The organism is Streptomyces sp. NPDC087906, from assembly GCF_055584925.1.
Genome location: NZ_JBVJLC010000006.1, coordinates 68,598 through 83,613, shown reverse-complemented (window position 1 = coordinate 83,613; position 15,016 = coordinate 68,598). Strand labels below are relative to the sequence as shown.

The 15,016-nt window shown below is 70.4% G+C and carries 15 protein-coding genes; 6 read left to right on the top strand and 9 right to left on the bottom strand.

The features are described 5' to 3' along the window. Positions 1–94 precede the first annotated feature (94 nt). Entirely contained in the window at positions 95–1,882 is a 1,788-nt protein-coding gene (locus ACZ63I_RS19240) for an ABC transporter ATP-binding protein (RefSeq protein WP_469340078.1), read from the top strand. Positions 1,883–2,031: 149 nt separating this feature from the next. Here the strand turns inward: ACZ63I_RS19240 and ACZ63I_RS19235 are convergent, their stop codons facing one another. Then, positions 2,032–2,883 carry an oxidoreductase gene (locus ACZ63I_RS19235; RefSeq protein ID WP_469340513.1) on the bottom strand — a complete coding sequence of 284 codons (852 nt, stop codon included), beginning with the start codon at positions 2,881–2,883 and terminating at the stop codon, positions 2,032–2,034. 116 nt (positions 2,884–2,999) lie between these two features. Between ACZ63I_RS19235 and ACZ63I_RS19230 the strand changes: the two genes are divergently transcribed. Together ACZ63I_RS19230 and ACZ63I_RS19225 are read left to right on the top strand one after the other, a co-directional pair. Further along, complete coding sequence (locus tag ACZ63I_RS19230; protein WP_469340076.1) at positions 3,000–3,617, top strand: TetR/AcrR family transcriptional regulator; 618 nt, start codon at positions 3,000–3,002, stop codon at positions 3,615–3,617. Beyond that, positions 3,614–4,606 (top strand): SDR family NAD(P)-dependent oxidoreductase, encoded by a 993-nt coding sequence (locus tag ACZ63I_RS19225; protein ID WP_469340075.1) that lies wholly within the window; start codon positions 3,614–3,616, stop codon positions 4,604–4,606. The genes ACZ63I_RS19230 and ACZ63I_RS19225 overlap by 4 nt, the downstream gene beginning before the upstream one ends. A 10-nt stretch (positions 4,607–4,616) precedes the next feature. Here the strand turns inward: ACZ63I_RS19225 and ACZ63I_RS19220 are convergent, their stop codons facing one another. Beyond that, positions 4,617–5,096: an Lrp/AsnC family transcriptional regulator gene (locus ACZ63I_RS19220; protein ID WP_469340074.1), complete on the bottom strand. Its 480-nt coding sequence runs from the start codon at positions 5,094–5,096 to the stop codon at positions 4,617–4,619. A 71-nt stretch (positions 5,097–5,167) separates the two neighbouring features. On the opposite strand from ACZ63I_RS19220, the gene ACZ63I_RS19215 reads away from it, so the two are divergent. After that, positions 5,168–5,632 (top strand): DUF2000 domain-containing protein, encoded by a 465-nt coding sequence (locus ACZ63I_RS19215; RefSeq protein ID WP_469340072.1) that lies wholly within the window; start codon positions 5,168–5,170, stop codon positions 5,630–5,632. A gap of 128 nt (positions 5,633–5,760) precedes the next feature. Next, positions 5,761–6,042, top strand: coding sequence for a chaplin (locus ACZ63I_RS19210; RefSeq protein WP_469340070.1), 282 nt, complete (start codon positions 5,761–5,763; stop codon positions 6,040–6,042). A gap of 72 nt (positions 6,043–6,114) precedes the next feature. Here ACZ63I_RS19210 and ACZ63I_RS19205 read toward each other — a convergent pair whose 3' ends face one another. After that, positions 6,115–6,981: a tyrosinase family protein gene (locus ACZ63I_RS19205; RefSeq protein ID WP_469340068.1), complete on the bottom strand. Its 867-nt coding sequence runs from the start codon at positions 6,979–6,981 to the stop codon at positions 6,115–6,117. 53 nt (positions 6,982–7,034) lie between these two features. Next, the gene (locus tag ACZ63I_RS19200; RefSeq protein ID WP_469340067.1) at positions 7,035–7,511 is read right to left on the bottom strand and encodes a tyrosinase family oxidase copper chaperone; all 477 of its coding nucleotides are present in this window, start codon (positions 7,509–7,511) and stop codon (positions 7,035–7,037) included. A gap of 195 nt (positions 7,512–7,706) precedes the next feature. On the opposite strand from ACZ63I_RS19200, the gene ACZ63I_RS19195 reads away from it, so the two are divergent. Continuing rightward, positions 7,707–8,729 carry a YihY/virulence factor BrkB family protein gene (locus tag ACZ63I_RS19195; RefSeq protein ID WP_469340065.1) on the top strand — a complete coding sequence of 341 codons (1,023 nt, stop codon included), beginning with the start codon at positions 7,707–7,709 and terminating at the stop codon, positions 8,727–8,729. Here ACZ63I_RS19195 and ACZ63I_RS19190 read toward each other — a convergent pair. The 5 genes from ACZ63I_RS19190 to ACZ63I_RS19170 are packed head-to-tail and all read right to left on the bottom strand — an operon-like array spanning position 8,664 to position 14,898. After that, complete coding sequence (locus tag ACZ63I_RS19190) at positions 8,664–10,094, bottom strand: arabinose isomerase (protein ID WP_469340063.1); 1,431 nt, start codon at positions 10,092–10,094, stop codon at positions 8,664–8,666. The genes ACZ63I_RS19195 and ACZ63I_RS19190 overlap by 66 nt on opposite strands. A 1-nt stretch (position 10,095) precedes the next feature. Further along, positions 10,096–11,190, bottom strand: a complete 1,095-nt coding sequence (gene rhaS / locus ACZ63I_RS19185) for a rhamnose ABC transporter substrate-binding protein (protein WP_469340062.1) — start codon at positions 11,188–11,190, stop codon at positions 10,096–10,098. A 21-nt stretch (positions 11,191–11,211) separates the two neighbouring features. After that, on the bottom strand, positions 11,212–12,345 hold the full coding sequence (locus ACZ63I_RS19180; RefSeq protein ID WP_469340061.1) for an ABC transporter permease: 1,134 nt from the start codon (positions 12,343–12,345) through the stop codon (positions 11,212–11,214). Further along, entirely contained in the window at positions 12,329–13,378 is a 1,050-nt protein-coding gene (locus ACZ63I_RS19175) for an ABC transporter permease (RefSeq protein WP_469340059.1), read from the bottom strand. The genes ACZ63I_RS19180 and ACZ63I_RS19175 overlap by 17 nt, the downstream gene beginning before the upstream one ends. Further along, positions 13,375–14,898 (bottom strand): sugar ABC transporter ATP-binding protein, encoded by a 1,524-nt coding sequence (locus tag ACZ63I_RS19170; protein WP_469340057.1) that lies wholly within the window; start codon positions 14,896–14,898, stop codon positions 13,375–13,377. The genes ACZ63I_RS19175 and ACZ63I_RS19170 overlap by 4 nt, the downstream gene beginning before the upstream one ends. Positions 14,899–15,016: the final 118 nt, after the last annotated feature.

The following is a 15,016-nucleotide window of genomic DNA, read 5'->3' as shown; positions in this document are numbered from 1 at the left end:
CCGAAACCGCTTTCCGCCGGGGCCCGCACGGAGGAGACTCCGTGTCTGCACGTCGAGCGCGTGTCATCGCTTCCGAAAGAGGACTTCGCTCCCCATGCGTCAACCCGATTGCACCCCGCGTTCCAGCCCGCTGGACCACCACTACTCCGGGGAGCATCCGCTCCGGACTCTCGCCTATCTCTTCCGTCCCGACCGCCGCAGGCTGCTTCTCGCCGTCGCCGTCTTCTCGGTGAAGCACATACCGGTCTGGCTGCTGCCGCTGATCACGGCGAACATCATCGACGTGGTCGTGGACCACAAGCCGGTCGCCGAGCTCTGGTACAACGCCGGGGCCCTGGTCTTCGTGCTCGTCCTGAACTTTCCGCTCGCCGTCCTCTACTCGCGGCTGATGAGCGCCAGCATCCGCCGGATGGGCAGGGAGCTGCGCTCGGCGCTGTGCCGGCGGATGCAGTACCTGTCCATCGGCTACCACGCCCGGGTCAGCGCCGGCGTCCTGCAGACCAAGGTCGTACGGGACGTCGAGGCGGTGGAGACGATGACCCAGCAGAGCGCGGACCTGGGTCTCGGCGCCATCATGACGCTGCTCGGCGGGCTCGTCGTGATCGGCTTCCGTACGCCGGTCGTGCTGCCGGTGTTCCTCGTCGTCGTGCCGCTGGCCGCGCTGCTGGTGCGCAAACTGCGCTCGCGCATCCGCAGCAACAACGAGGAGTTCCGGCTGGAGATCGAGCGGCTGTCGTCCCGGGTCGGCGAGATGACCACGCTCATCCCGATCACCCGCGCGCACGGCCTTGAGCGCACCGCCCTGCACCGCGTGGACAACACGCTGGAGCGGGTGCTGACCGCCGGTTTCCGGCTCGACGTGCTCAACGGCCGCTTCGGATCGCTGTCCTGGATCCTGCTCAACACCATGGCGGTCGGCTGCCTCACCGGCTCGGCGCTCGTCGCGTACTACGGCTGGCTCTCCATCTCGGCCGGCGACGTCGTGATGATCAGCAGTTTCTTCACCGCGCTGACGACCTCGCTGATGACGCTGATGAATCTGACCCCGATCATCTCCAAGGGGTTGGAGTCGGTGCGCTCGGTCGGCGAGGTGCTGCAGGCGCCCGACCTGGAGAGCAACGAGGGCAAGACGGCCGTCACCGGGGTCGGCGGACGTATCGACTTCCAGGGAATGGGCTTCCGCTACCCGGAGGCCGCCGAGCCGTCCGTACGGGACTTCGACCTGACCGTGCGGCCGGGCGAGACCGTGGCGCTGGTCGGTGCGTCGGGTGCGGGAAAGTCCACGATCCTCAATCTGCTGATCGGCTTCATCCGGCCGACCGAGGGCCGCATCCTGCTGGACGGCTCGGACATGGCGGCGCTCGATCTGCGCACGTACCGTCGCTTCCTGTCCGTCGTGCCGCAGGAGTCGATCCTCTTCGAGGGGACGATCAGGGAGAACGTGACGTACGGCCTGGAGGGCGGCGCCGACGAGACCGCCCTGCGCGAGGCCCTGGAGGCGGCCAACGCGATGGAGTTCGTGCGCAGGCTGCCCGAGGGGCTGGACACGGTGGTGGGGCAGCGCGGCGCGCGGCTGTCCGGCGGTCAGAAGCAGCGGCTGGCCATTGCCAGGGCGCTGATCAGGGATCCCAGGATCCTGGTGCTGGACGAGGCGACGTCCGCGCTGGACAACCGGTCGGAGGGGCTGATCCAGGACGCGCTGACCCGGCTGGTCCAGGGCCGGACGGTGTTCGTGGTGGCCCACCGGCTCTCCACGATCCAGAACGCCGACCGCATCGTCGTGATGGACCAGGGCCGCATCGTGGAGGCGGGCAGCCATCATGAGCTGCTGGCGAGCGGCGGCACGTACGCGACGACGCTCCAGCCGCGCAGGCTGGGGTAGCGCCGGGCGGGGTCCCGTACCCGGGCGAGAGAGCCGGTACGGGACCCCGCCGACGCAGCCTTACCCCGCCCCCCATAGCCCGCCGACGCAGCCTTACGCCGCCCGCCGCCCGCCGCCCGCCGCAGCCCGACGCCCGACGCCGCCCGCCGTCAGCTCTCTGCCGGCGGGTCCTGCGGGAAGTCCGCCGAGTTGCTGACCTCGGCCCACTCCTCGATCTCGGCCGCCCGGGTCGCCGCCGACATCCGCGCGCTCTCCACCGCGCCGGCCCCGAGGAGCAGCCGCAGCGGCGGGTCGTCGAGCCGGGCCACGTCGATGACGGCCTTCGCGGCGCGCGCCGGGTCGCCGGGCTGGTTGCCGCTGTTGGCCTCGCGGTAGCGGTTCATGGCGCCGACGGTGCTGTCGTAGTCCGCGCCGACCTCGTACCTGCGCATGGACGAGCCCTGCCAGTCCGTGCGGAAGGCGCCGGGCTCCACGATGACGACCTTGATCCCGAAGGGGGCGACCTCGTTGCTGAGGACCTCGGAGAAGCCCTCGACCGCGTACTTGGCGGTCTGGTAGGCGCCCATGCCGGGCGTGCCGCCGACCCGTCCGCCCACGGACGAGTACTGGATGAAGCGTCCCGAGCGCTGCTCGCGCAGCACCGGCAGCGCCGCCCTGGTGACATTGACGACGCCGAAGAGATTCGTCTCGATCTGGGCGCGGTAGTCGTCCTCCGCCATCTCCTCGATGGGGGCGGAGTTCGCGTACCCGGCGTTGTTGGCGACGACGTCGAGCCGGCCGAAGGTGTCGACGGCGAGCCGGACGGCGGCGCGCGCCGCCTCGGCGTCGGTGACGTCGAGCGCGGTGGCTTTGATCCGGTCGCCGTACTTCCGCACGAGATCGTCGAGCTGCTCGGGCCGGCGGGCCGTCGCGAGCACGTTGTCGCCGTCCTCCAGGACCGCTTCGGTCAGGGCGCGGCCGAGACCGCGTGAGCTACCAGTGATCAGCCAGGTCTGAGTCATGTCTGCCACGCCTTCGATTAAGCGATAGTTTCCCTCTCACTTAACGCTAACACCAGAGGCGCGCGATCCTCGACCTTCGCTTGCCTGACTGGTCACTCTTTTATTATGGTGGGGTCATGGCCCGACCACGAAGCCCCGAACGGCGCGACGCCATCCTTTCCGCAGCCACCCGTGTCATCGCGGCACAGGGTCTCGGTGCGGCCACGGCCGCGATCGCGAAGGAGGCGGGCGTCTCCAACGGGTCGCTGTTCCTGTACTTCGACACCAAGGTGACGCTCCTCAACGAGCTGTACACCGAGCTGAAGACCGAGATGGGCGCCACGGCGCTCGCCGGCCTACCCGCCGAGGCCGAGCCCCACGATCAACTGCACCACATGTGGACGCGATGGCTCCGCTGGGCCACCACCCATCCCGACAAGCGACGCGCGCTGGCGCGGCTCACGGTCGCGGAGGAGATCACCGACGCCGGCCATCGGGCGGGGCACGAAGCGATGCGCGGGATGGCGGAGGTCCTGGAGCGCACGCGTGCGAGCGGGCCGATGGCGGACGTACCGCTCGCTTTCGTGCTGACCCTGGCCAACGCGATAGCCGAGGCGACCATCGACGCCGTCATCCGCGAACCGGCCGAGGCGGAGTCGCACAGCCGGCACGCGTTCGACGCCGTCTGGCGCGTACTGGCCGGGACCGAGGTCCCGGCCGGGAGCCGACCCGAACCTGAGGAAGAACAGCTATGAGCGAGACCCCGCACACCCACCCGCACACCAACGCCACCAACGCCACCAACGCCACCAACAGCGCCAACAGCGCCAACAGCACACGGAAGGCATGGGTGATCACCGGTCCGACGTCCGGGATCGGCCACCGCACCGCGCTCAAGCTCGCCGAGCACGGCACCGTCGTGCTCGTCGGCCGCGACCCGGCGAAGCTGCGCGCCGTCGCTGCCGAGATCGACGCGCGGCCCGGCGGACACGCCGTCCCGGTCGCCGCCGACCTGTCGGACCCCGAGAGCGCGCGGCGCGCCGCCGACGAGATCACCACCCTCGGGCTGCCCGTCGCCGGTGTGCTGAACAACGCCGGAGTCTTTCCCCTCGCGGCGGGCAGCACCGCGCGCGGCTGGGACCTCGCGTACGCGACCAACCATCTGGGCCCCTTCGCGTTCACCGACGCCCTGCTGCCGCATCTGCCCGACGGCGCGAACGTCGTGTTCATCGGCTCGGCCGTCGAGGATCCCGCGCGCAAGCCCGCGGTGACGGCCGGTTTCCGGGGCGGACGGTTCGTGTCCGTCGAAGCGAGCGCACGCGGCGAGTGGGAGCCGGGCGGTTCGGCGAAGCCGGGCTACGACGCCTACGCGACGTCCAAGCAGGCCAATCTGGCGACCGTGTTCGCGCTCGCGCGCGAGGTGCCGCGGCTGCGCTTCAACGTGATCGAGCCGGGGCTGAACCCGGGCACCGGCCTCGGGCGGGACGCGAGCCCCGCCGTCCAGTTCCTGGCGAAGTACCTCGCGGCGCCGCTGGCTCCGCTCATCCCCTACTGGAGCACACCGAAGGCCGCGGCTTCGGTCATCACCAAGGTGCTGACCGACGAGTCCGACGCCACGGGCGTCTACTACGACGAGAAGGGACGGCCGATGCGGGCCTCCCAGCAGGTCAGCGACCCGGCGTTCGCCGGGCGCGTGGTCGCGGAGACCCGCGCGTTCCTGGCGAGGACGGCCTCCCGGGGCTGATCCACGCGCGTCACCGGCGCCCGCGCGTCTCCCCCGCCGGGTCGATACGCGGGGCCCTGACGTGCTCGTAGGCCAGCGTCGTCTGCACGTCGGCGACCTCGCGCCGCTCGGTGAGCCGGTCGATCACGAACGCGTAGACACCGTTCACGTCCGGCACCGCGACATGCAGCAGGAAGTCATGGGCGCCCGAGGTGACGAAGAGCCCGATCACCTCGGGCAGCCGCGCCGCCCACTCGCGGAAGCCTTCGATGACGGGCCGGGCGGGCGGCCGGATCCGGACGGAGATGAGCGCCTGTACGGGCCGTCCCATCGCGTCGAGGTCGACGGTCGCGTGGTAGCCGGTGATCACACCGCGCTCGCGCAGCAGCTTCACCCGCTCCAGGGACGTGGAGGGCGAGACACCGGTCTTCGCCGCGAGGTCGCGGTTGGTCTGCCGTGCGTCGTTCTGCAGCTCCCGCAGAATCGCTTGATCAATCGCATCAAATTTCACACTGGGACCCTTTCGGCGTACAACATGCGGATCCTGACGACAGATCCAGCATGTCTGCCTAGCGTATCCGCATGTCTCTTCCCCAATTGACCAGCGAAGACGTCACCACCCATGAGTCCACCCGCAAGGCCCGGCTGAAGTGGGTGATCGTCGTCGACGAGAGCCTGCCCGCGGGACGGGTGACGAACGCGGCCGCCTGTATGGCGGCGGCCGTCGGCAAGGCGCTGCCGGACCTGCTCGGCAGGGACGGCGAGGACGCGTCGGGCGTCGCGCACCCGGGACTGCCGTGGGCCGGCTGCACGGTCCTGGCCGCCGACGCGGCGACGCTGCGCCAGATCCGCGCCAAGGCCGCGGCCAAGGACCAGATGCTGATCGTGGACATGCCCGAACAGGCGCAGACGTCGCGCGTCTACGACGAGTACCTCGGTCTGATCGCCGAGGCCGAGAGCGACACCCTCGACTATCTGGCGGTCAGCCTGGTCGGCCCGCGCAACACGGTCGACCGGCTCGTCGGCAGGCTCGCCCTGCTGCGCTGATCCGGGGAAGTTTCGGCTTTGGCGCGATCGGTTCGGCATTGATCCGTTACCGAGCGTGAGTCGCGGCGTTGAACGTGCGTGAAGGCCGCACAACAGCGGCCGTGTTCGAAACGTTCAAGGAGTTCTTTATGTCGCGTATCGCGAAGGCAACCGCCGTCCTGGTCGGCACCGGTGCCGTGCTGGCCGGCGGCGCCGGAATGGCCGCCGCTGACGCCGGTGCGGGCGCCGCCGCCGTCGGTTCCCCCGGTGTGCTGTCCGGCAACCTGCTCCAGGTGCCGGTGCACGTGCCGGTCAACGTGTGCGGCAACACCGTCGACGTCGTCGGTCTGCTGAACCCGGCCTTCGGCAACCAGTGCGCCAACCTCTCGGGCGGTCACGACAACGGTGACGAGGGCGGCTACGGCGGCTGAGCCCCACCCGGCCGGCGGCCTCCCGCGTCCTGCGCGGGGGGCCGCCGTCTCACTGTCCACGGACGGTCGGGGTCAGACCTCGTAGCGGTAGAGCTTCTTGTGGTCGAGGAGCGTGGAGGGCCGTACGTCCCAGGGGGGCATGGGCTCCTCCAGGCTGATGGCCCGGCCGCTCTGCGGATCGCTCGCGGGGAGTCTGCGCTTCGGCAGGTAGGTCGCCTTCGGATGCTTCTGCTGCCAGCGGTCCCAGAGCAGGTCGACGAAGGCGTGGTGGAGCCAGAAGACCGGATCGTTGGGCGAAGCGGCGCCCAGCATCTCCCCGCCGACCCAGCGGTGGACCCGGTTGTGGTTGAGCCAGGGCTGCCTGCCGCCGCCGGTCGTCCACCCTTCGAGCCGGTTGCGGAAGCCCTTGGCCGGTGTGGAGTCCCAGGGCGCCACGTCGTACACGGACTCGTTCAGCGCGCTTGCCAGCTCGGCCTTGGTGGGCAGCGCGATCGGGTCGGCCGGGCGGCCGAGGTTGCGGGTGAGGAACCTGTCGTCCGTGACATTGCCGCTGATGGTCCAGTTCCCCGCCGAGTAGGCGAAGGGCCCGGTCATGACCTGCTGGTCGGACGAGCGGCCCGTACCGCCGAGGAAGTCCTCGCTCCAGAGCGCGGCAGCGGGCGTCCGGTCGACCGTCCAGTCCCAGTACGGGACGGTCACCTTCGGGTCGATCTCGCGCAGCGCCCCCTCGAACTCCAGCAGGAAGCGCCGGTGCCACGGGAAGAACGACGGCGCCATGTGCGCGGCGCGCATGCCGCTGTCCGCGTCGGGGACGTAGAACTCGGTGTGCGTCTCGACGAAGTCCTCGTACCGGCCGCGCCGTTTGAGCTCCAGGACCGCGCTGACGAAGCTCCTGCGCTCGGCGCCGGTGAGGTTCCGCTGGTTCTTTCTGGTGTACATCCGGTGGGTGCCTTTCCCGCTCTCGCGCTGTCAGATGTTCGGGGCTCGGGCTGTCAGGTGTGGTGCGTCATCGGTCCCGAGAGCGACAACTGGGCTCCGTGCAGGTCGTCGACGGCGGCGCGGGCCGTGTCGAGCAGGGTCGGGAACGACTCGTAGTGGTTGACCACACTCAGATAGCTGCCGTCGGCGCGGCGCATCACGCCCAGGGGCCGGCCGTCGATCCGTACCTCCTGCGTCGCGTCCGCGACGAGGATGTGCCGGCCCCGGTACATCTCTTCGACGACAACTCCCGCCGCCGGTCCCGTACGGCCCGGCGCGGCCCCTTTGAGCCGGCGGCCCGCGCTCACGATGGGGGCCAGGGCCGCCGTGGTGGCGGTGACGACACCGAGGGTGAAGACCGAACGCAGCAGGGCGCGCCGGGTGCGGCCCCCGGTGGTGCGGACCCCGGTCGGCGGCGGTGCGTCCGCGGGGGGTTCGGGCGGTGCCGCGGGTACGGTTCTCGGCTCCAGCTCGATTCCGACTGCCATCATGGCTCCGCTCATCGGTGTACGGGACAAGGGCCGCGGCCCCGAAACGGACAACGAGGCGGCGGCGAAACAGTTATCCGCCGGGCGCGGGGCTTGCGGCATGTGCCGTACCGACGCGTACCGTCTGCCGTGTGCGGTCCTGAACGGGGTAGACGGGTTGTACTGATGAAACGGCACCTTGAGGACGCAGGAGGCAGCGTGTCCGCCGAAGAGACCGCGGGGCGCGGCGGGCCGGGCGGTGGTACGCGCCGGGCCAGGCTCGCCGGTGCGCTGCGCCGTACGCCCGTCGCCATGTGGAACGACGACGCGACGGACCGGGCGGCGGCCCTCACGTACTACTCGGTGCTGGCGATCTTCCCCGCGCTGCTCGTGACCGTCTGCTCCATCGGCCTGGCGGGGCCGGGCGCCAACGGTCAGCTCACCGCGCAGGTGACCTCCGTCGTGCCCGCGCAGTCGCAGGCGCTGGTGCGCGGCATCCTGGACGGGATGGCGCAGCAGCGGTCGGCGGCCTGGGTGCTGGCGTCGGCCGGCGCGGTGGGCGCCCTGTGGTCGGCCTCCAGCTATCTGGGGGTCTTCCGGCGCGCGCTGCACGCGATGCACGGCGCGGTGGACCACCGGCCGCCGTGGCGTACCGCCCCGCGCATCGTGGTGGCGGCCTGCGCGCTGCTCGCCCTGCTGGTGACGAGCGCCTTCACGCTGGTCCTGACCGACGACGCGGCGGACGGGCTCGGCGGGATCCTGGGGGTGGGCAGTGCGGTGAGTGTGGCGTGGAGCGGGCTGAAGTGGCCGCTCATGCTGGCGCTGGCCGCCGTGCTCGTGCTGATCGTGTTCCGTACGGGGCCGCCGGGCACGCGCGGGCTGCGCCGCGCCCTGCCGGGCGGGGTGGTCGCCGTGGTGTTCTGGCTGCTGGTCTCGGCGGGGTTCGCGCTCTACACGGCCCACGCGGCGCAGTACAACCGGCTGTACGGCTCGCTCGCCGGCACCATCGTCTTTCTCGTGTGGCTGTGGCTGAGCAATCTGTCGCTGCTGTTCGGCGCGCAGTTCAACGCGGAGCTGGCCAGGTCCAGGAAGCCAGCGGCGGCGTCGGGTGCCGGCGCCGGCACCCCCGTGCCTGCGCCGGCCCAGTCGTCGGCGGCCGAGGCGGAGACCGGCCCGTCAGACGCTGACCTCCACGAGCTCAAGGTCCGTCAGACCGGCCAGGGCGCGCAGCTCGGGCAGTAGCCGGCCCGTCGCCAGGGCCCAGTGGTGGCCGACCCCGCTCGCGCTCCAGGCGTCGGTCCACTCCCCCGGGTCGCAGCCGAAGTCGACGCGCGAGGTGGTGTTGCCGATCTCCAGCAGCGGCCCGTCCACGACCTCGCCCTCGGCGGCGACGAGCCGGAATCTGCCGTCGCGGCTCTGCCCGAGGCCGACCAGGGTGACCGGGCCGTGGCGTACGTCGAACTCGACGGACACGCCCCAGCCGCGTTTGCCGTGGTAGACGCCGAGCCCCCGCAGCAGCGGTTTGCGGGCGCTGATCGCCAGGTGCCCCGGGCCGTCGTGGCCCATCTCGACCACTCCGGCGGTGAAGTCCAGCGCTTGCAGTTCGGTGAAGGAGCCGCCTGCGCCGAGGCGGTCGACGATCAGCATGGCGAGCGAGGTGCGCAGTTCGTATTCGCCGCAGGCCGGGACGCCCCGGGCGGTGAGCAGGGACGAGCCGAGGATCATCCCGGCGCCGAGCCGTTCGTGGATCTCGCCGTCCAGGCCCCGGTGGTAGTAGGCGAAGGAGTCCAGATCGAAGTCGGCGACCAGCTTGTCCAGGCCGGCGGCGACCTTCGCCGCCCAGCGCAGGTCGTCCTCGACCACCGTGTCGGCGAGGGTGAACAGCTCGCGTGTCTCGTCCAGCTTCGCCGTCAGCTCGCTGTCGGAGACCTGCTCGACCCGGACCCGCAGGTCGTCGAATTCCAGGACCTCCATATGGCCGCCGAGGTGTGCGGTGACCATCGTCGGGTCGGTGGAGACGTCGTACATCCCGGGGTAGAGGTGCCCCATCAGCCCGTGCCGGCCGTGGCGGAGCACGGAGCGTACCGAGGCGGCGCGGATCCAGCGTCCGATCCGCTGCCAGGCCCGCTCGTCCTCCAGATAGCCGGACACGGAGCGGAAGGGCACGCCGACGCGCTCGAAGGCGTTGGCCATCTCCGGCAGCGGGCAGGCGCCGCAGTACGCCAGCCACTGCCCGGTGTCGAACGTGGCGTGGTCCATCGACTCGGTGGGCTGGAGGTTGATCAGCAGCACCGGCGCACCGCTGCGCTGCGCGATCGGCACGAGCATGCTCGCCGTCATGTACGTCGTCAGGAACCCGACGATCAGGTCGCAGCCCGCCGCCCGCAGCTTCTCGGCCGCCGCCGCACCCTCCTGGGCGTCGGAGATGAAGCCGACGTCCACGACCTCGGCGTCGAACTCCCCCATCCGCTCGGTCACCCGGGCCGCCGAGCGCCGCAACTGCGGCAGCAGATCGGGGAACTGCGGCCAGTAGGCGCCGAGGCCGCCCGCGACCAGACCGATCCTTGGCCGGCGGGCGACGGCCGGGGTGCGCGTGTGCGTGGTCATCTCAGAAATTGAACTTGTCGATGTTGTTCTTGTCGAACACCGTCGGCTTGCCGAGGATGACTTCGCCGTCCTTCCCGATGGTGTACTCGCCGAGCTTGCCGGCCTTGAACTTCTCGCCCTCGGCGCCGGTGACCTGCCCGGACGCGAGCGCTGCCGCCGCGTACGAGCCGAGGTAGCCCAGCTCCTCGGGGTTCCACAGCGAGAACTGCTCGACGGTGCCGTCCTTGACGTACTTGCGCATCTGGTTCGGTGTGCCGAGGCCGTTGAGGACGACCTTGCCCTTGTACGACGAGTCGTCGAGGTAGCGCGCGGCGGCTGCGATGCCGACGGTGGTGGGCGAGATGATGCCCTTGAGGTCGGGGTACGCCTGGAGCAGCCCCTGGGTCTGCTGGAAGGACTTCTGGTCGGCGTCGTCACCATAGGCGACCTTGACGAGCTTCATGTCCTTGTACTTGGGCAGTTTGAGTTCGTCCTTCATGAACTCGATCCAGGTGTTCTGGTTCGTCGCGTTCTGCGTGGCCGAGAGGATCGCGAACTTGCCCTTGTAGCCGAGCTGTTCACCGAGGTGCTGGACGAGGCTGCGGCCGATCTCCTCCGAGCTGGCCTGGTTGATGAAGAGCTGGCGGCAGTCCTTGGCGGTGTCGGAGTCGTAGGAGACGACGCTGATCTTCTTCGCCATGGCCTGCTTGAGCGGCCCGCAGACCGCGTTGGGGTCGTTGGCGGCGATCAGGATGGCGTCCTGCCGCTGCTGGATCAGGGTGTTGATGTAGGAGACCTGGGAGGAGGCGCTGGCGTCGGAGGGGCCGACCTCCTTGCCGGTGGCGCCGTACTCCTTGGTGGCGGCGATGCCCGCGTCGTCGACGATCTTCTCGTACGGGTTGTTGATCTGCTTGGGCAGGAACGCCAGCTTCAGCCCCTTCTTGAGCGGGGCCTTGGGGTCTGCCTTGGCGGCGCCCGCACCGGTGCCTGCGCTCGACGTGTCCTTGTCCGCGCTGTCCTTGGTGGTTCCCCCGCACGCGGTCAGGGATACGGCGAGGGCGCAGGCGGTGGCAGCGGTGACAACCGCGCGACGCCGGGCAATGGAACGGATCATCATGAGGGCCGGGACCTTTCGGGCTCAGGGAGTGCGGGACGAGGTGCTGGACACGGGGCTGGGTGCCGTCGGCGGTGCGGGCGCGGTGCCGGCTCTGCGGTGACGGCGTTCGACGGCGGCGGCGACGATCCGCGGGGTGAGCACGGAGGCGACGAGCAGCAGTCCGGTCACGATGACCTGGACCTCGTTCGGTACGTCGTTGAGGGTGAGCAGGTTCTTCAGGACGCCGATGAGCAGCACACCGGCGACGGCGCCGAAGAGTGTGCCCTTGCCGCCGTCGAAGTCGACGCCGCCCAGCAGGACGGAGGCGATGACGAGCATCTCGAAGCCCAGGCCGTTGTCGGCGCGGGCACTGCCGTAGCGCAGGGTGAAGACGACCCCGGCGAACGACGAGACGAGTCCGGTGACGACGAAGAGGATCAGCTTGAAGCGCTTGACCCGGATACCGGCGAAGTAGGCGGCGTCCTCCTGCGCGCCGATGGCGAACAGGGACCGGCCGAACGACGTGGCGTGCAGCACCACGGCCGTGAGGACGGCCAGGACGATGAACAGGACGACCGGGTACGTCAGGAACGTACCGGGGACCGTGGTGGTGTCGACGGCCCAACGGGCGTAGTTCTGCGGGAAGTCGGTGACGGCGTCACTGCCGAGCGCGACGGAGGCGAGGCCCCGGTAGAGGGCGAGCGTGCCGATGGTGACGGCGAGCGAGGGCAGTCCTACCCGGGTCACCAGCCAGCCGTTGAGCAGGCCGCCGGCGACCCCCACCAGCAGGACGACGGGCACGATCGTCTCGAAGGCCCAGCCCGCGTTCCACAGCGCTCCGGTCAGGGCGCTGCCGAGGCCGAGCATGGAGGCGACGGACAGGTCGATCTGTCCCGCCACCACCAGCAGCGTCATCGGCAGGGCGATCAGGGCGACTTCGGAGATGTCGTTGAGGGCGAAGGCCAGATTGCCGCTGGAGGCGAAGCCGTCGGTGGTGCCGAGGCCGACCAGGAAGACCGCCACCAGCAGCACTCCGACGGCGGTGTCCCAGCGCAGTCCCACCGACCTGACGAACTCGCCGGTCGTCGGGCGCGACGCGCCGGACCTTTCGGGGTCCGTTCGCTTTCCGGGCGGCGGTGTCACCGGTATTCCCGGTGTCTCAGGCACCGTTGCCATGGCGGGCGCTCCTCTTCCTCAAGGCGGCTGTCATCCGCAGGCCGACGATCCGGTCGACGCTGATGGCCGCGAGGAGCAGCGCGCCGGTGATGGCTCCTTGCCAGAACGCGTCGACCTTGAGGACGACCAGCGCGCTGCCGATGGTGGTGAGCAGGAGCGCGCCGAGCGCGGCTCCCCAAACGGTGCCGGTGCCACCGGTGATGGCGACACCGCCGACCACCACGGCGCTGACGACGGTCAGTTCCCAGCCGTGCGCGTTGTCGGCGACGACGGTGCCGAAGCGGGCCAGCCACAGCGTCCCGGCGAATCCCGCGACGGCTCCGGAGAAGACGTAGGCGGCGAGGATCCGGCGCCGGATGGGGATGCCGGCGAGCCGGGCCGCCTCCGGGCTCGACCCGATCGCGTACAGCTCTCTGCCCGAGCGGTAGACGCGCAGGTAGTACGCGGTGGCGGCGAGCAGCACGGCGGTGATGAGCGGCAGATAGGGGATGCCGGCGACGCTGCCGCTGCCCAGGGAGAGGATCGGGTCGGGCACGTCGGCGGCGCCGATCTGGTCGCCCTGCGCCCACCAGTAGTCCAGGCCCTGGATGATGTAGAGCATCCCGAGTGTGACCACCAGCGCGGGCACCCTGCCGAAGCTGACCAGCGCTCCGCTGACCAGCCCGCACACCACACCGATCGCGATGCCGAGCAGCATCACCACGAGCACGCCGTGATCGGTGCCCGCGACGAACTTCCCGCAGGCGAAGGCGGAGAGGCCGACCACCGAACCGACCGACAGGTCGATGTTGCGGGTCACCACGACGACCGACTGGCCGACGGCGAGCAGCACCAGGATGGAGGCGTTGAGCAGCAGGTCCTTGATGCCCTGGTCGTCGAGGAAGCGCGGGTTGGAGATCCAGGTCCCGAGGATCAGCAGCACCAGCGCGCCGGCGATGCTGATCTCCCTGGCCCGGAAGACCGCGTCGACCAGCGAGCGCGCCGAGCCGTCGTCCTTCGTCGTGGCCGCGGGTTCGTCCAGCACAGTCGTCATGCCGCCGCCTTCGTCCCGCGGCCGGTGGCCGCCGCCATGACCGTCTCCTCGGTGGCTTCCGCCCTCGGTATCTCGGCTGCGATGCTGCCCTCGTGCATGACGAGGACCCGGTCGGCCATGCCCAGTACCTCCGGCAGGTCGGAGGAGATCATCAGCACCGCGAGCCCGTCGGCGGCGAGCGCCGACAGCAGCCGGTGCACCTCGGCCTTCGTACCGACGTCGATGCCCCGGGTCGGCTCGTCCACGATCAGTACGGCGGGCTCGGTGGCCAGCCACTTGGCCAGCACCACCTTCTGCTGGTTCCCGCCGGAGAGCACGCCCGCCGGGTCGGTGAGCCTGCCGTACTTGAGCTGGAGGCGTACGGCCCAGTCGGCGGCCCTGCCGCGCTCCAGCGCCCGGCTGACGAGGCCGCCCTTGCCGAGCCGGTCGAGACCGGTCAGTCCGATGTTGCGGGCGATGGACATCTCCATCACCAGACCGCGCTGCCTGCGGTCCTCGGGGACCAGCGCGAGCCCGGCCGCCATCGCGGCTGTCGGTGAACCGGCCGCCAGTTTGCGGCCGTTGACCTGGACCTCGCCGGCATCCGCCCGGTCGACACCGAACACCGCCTGGGCGACCTCGCTGCGGCCAGCGCCGACCAGTCCGGCCAGCGCCACGATCTCGCCGCGCCGCACGTCGAAGCAGATGTCCCGGAAGACGCCCTCCCGGGTCAGTCTGCGCACGGACAGGGCGACTTCGCCGATGTTCGCCGCCTGCTTGGGGTAGAGGTCGCCCAGCTCGCGGCCGACCATGGCACGCACCAGATCGTCCTCGGTCAGCTCCGCCACTTCCTGGGAGGAGATCCAGCGGCCGTCGCGCAGCACGGTGACGCGCTGGCACAGCTCGAAGATCTCCTCCAGCCGGTGGGAGATGAAGAGGACGGCGGCGCCTTCGGCCCGCAGCGTCCGGACGACCGAGAACAGCCGCGCCGTCTCACTGCCGGTGAGCGCCGCCGTCGGCTCGTCCATGATCAGGACGCGGGCGTCGAAGGAGAGCGCCTTGGCGATCTCGACGATCTGCTGGTCGGCGATGGAGAGACCGCGCGCGGGCCTGCCGGGGTCGAGTTCCACCCCGAGCCGCTTCATCAGGGCCGCCGTGCGCTCCCGTACGGCGGCGCGGTCGATGCGGCCGAGCGATCTGCGCGGCTGGCGGCCCATGAAGATGTTCTCGGCGATGGACAGATCGGGAAAGAGCGTCGGTTCCTGGTAGATGACGGCGATGCCGGCGTCCCGCGCGTCGGCGGGGCCGTGGAAGACCACCGGCCGGCCGTCGAGCAGGACCTGCCCGGAGTCCGGTCTGTGCACCCCGGCCAGCGTCTTGATCAGGGTGGACTTGCCCGCGCCGTTCTCGCCGGCGATGGCGTGCGCCTCACCGGCGTCAAGCCGCAGGGAGACGTCCCGCAGCGCTCGTACGGCACCGAAGGACTTACTCACATCCTTCAGGGCCAGAACCGGGACGGTACCCGTGACTGGCTGGTTCATGGGGCTCCTCAGCGATGGGGGTTCGGCGCGCCGACCGCCATGAAAGGTTTCAATAAAGTTTCTCGGACGGTAGGGCCAACCGCGGGCCGCGTCAATGGTTCGCGCAGAATGTTTGCCG

Bases quoted from the DNA above. Each gene is read 5' to 3' on its own strand.
- ACZ63I_RS19240 (WP_469340078.1), top strand. From the start codon at position 95: ATGCGTCAACCCGATTGCACCCCGCGTTCCAGCCCGCTGGACCACCAC.
- ACZ63I_RS19235 (WP_469340513.1), bottom strand. From the start codon at position 2,883: ATGACTCAGACCTGGCTGATCACTGGTAGCTCACGCGGTCTCGGCCGC.
- ACZ63I_RS19230 (WP_469340076.1), top strand. From the start codon at position 3,000: ATGGCCCGACCACGAAGCCCCGAACGGCGCGACGCCATCCTTTCCGCA.
- ACZ63I_RS19225 (WP_469340075.1), top strand. From the start codon at position 3,614: ATGAGCGAGACCCCGCACACCCACCCGCACACCAACGCCACCAACGCC.
- ACZ63I_RS19215 (WP_469340072.1), top strand. From the start codon at position 5,168: ATGTCTCTTCCCCAATTGACCAGCGAAGACGTCACCACCCATGAGTCC.
- ACZ63I_RS19210 (WP_469340070.1), top strand. From the start codon at position 5,761: ATGTCGCGTATCGCGAAGGCAACCGCCGTCCTGGTCGGCACCGGTGCC.
- ACZ63I_RS19205 (WP_469340068.1), bottom strand. From the start codon at position 6,981: ATGTACACCAGAAAGAACCAGCGGAACCTCACCGGCGCCGAGCGCAGG.
- ACZ63I_RS19200 (WP_469340067.1), bottom strand. From the start codon at position 7,511: ATGATGGCAGTCGGAATCGAGCTGGAGCCGAGAACCGTACCCGCGGCA.
- ACZ63I_RS19190 (WP_469340063.1), bottom strand. From the start codon at position 10,094: ATGACCACGCACACGCGCACCCCGGCCGTCGCCCGCCGGCCAAGGATC.
- rhaS (WP_469340062.1), bottom strand. From the start codon at position 11,190: ATGATGATCCGTTCCATTGCCCGGCGTCGCGCGGTTGTCACCGCTGCC.
- ACZ63I_RS19180 (WP_469340061.1), bottom strand. From the start codon at position 12,345: ATGGCAACGGTGCCTGAGACACCGGGAATACCGGTGACACCGCCGCCC.
- ACZ63I_RS19175 (WP_469340059.1), bottom strand. From the start codon at position 13,378: ATGACGACTGTGCTGGACGAACCCGCGGCCACGACGAAGGACGACGGC.
- ACZ63I_RS19170 (WP_469340057.1), bottom strand. From the start codon at position 14,898: ATGAACCAGCCAGTCACGGGTACCGTCCCGGTTCTGGCCCTGAAGGAT.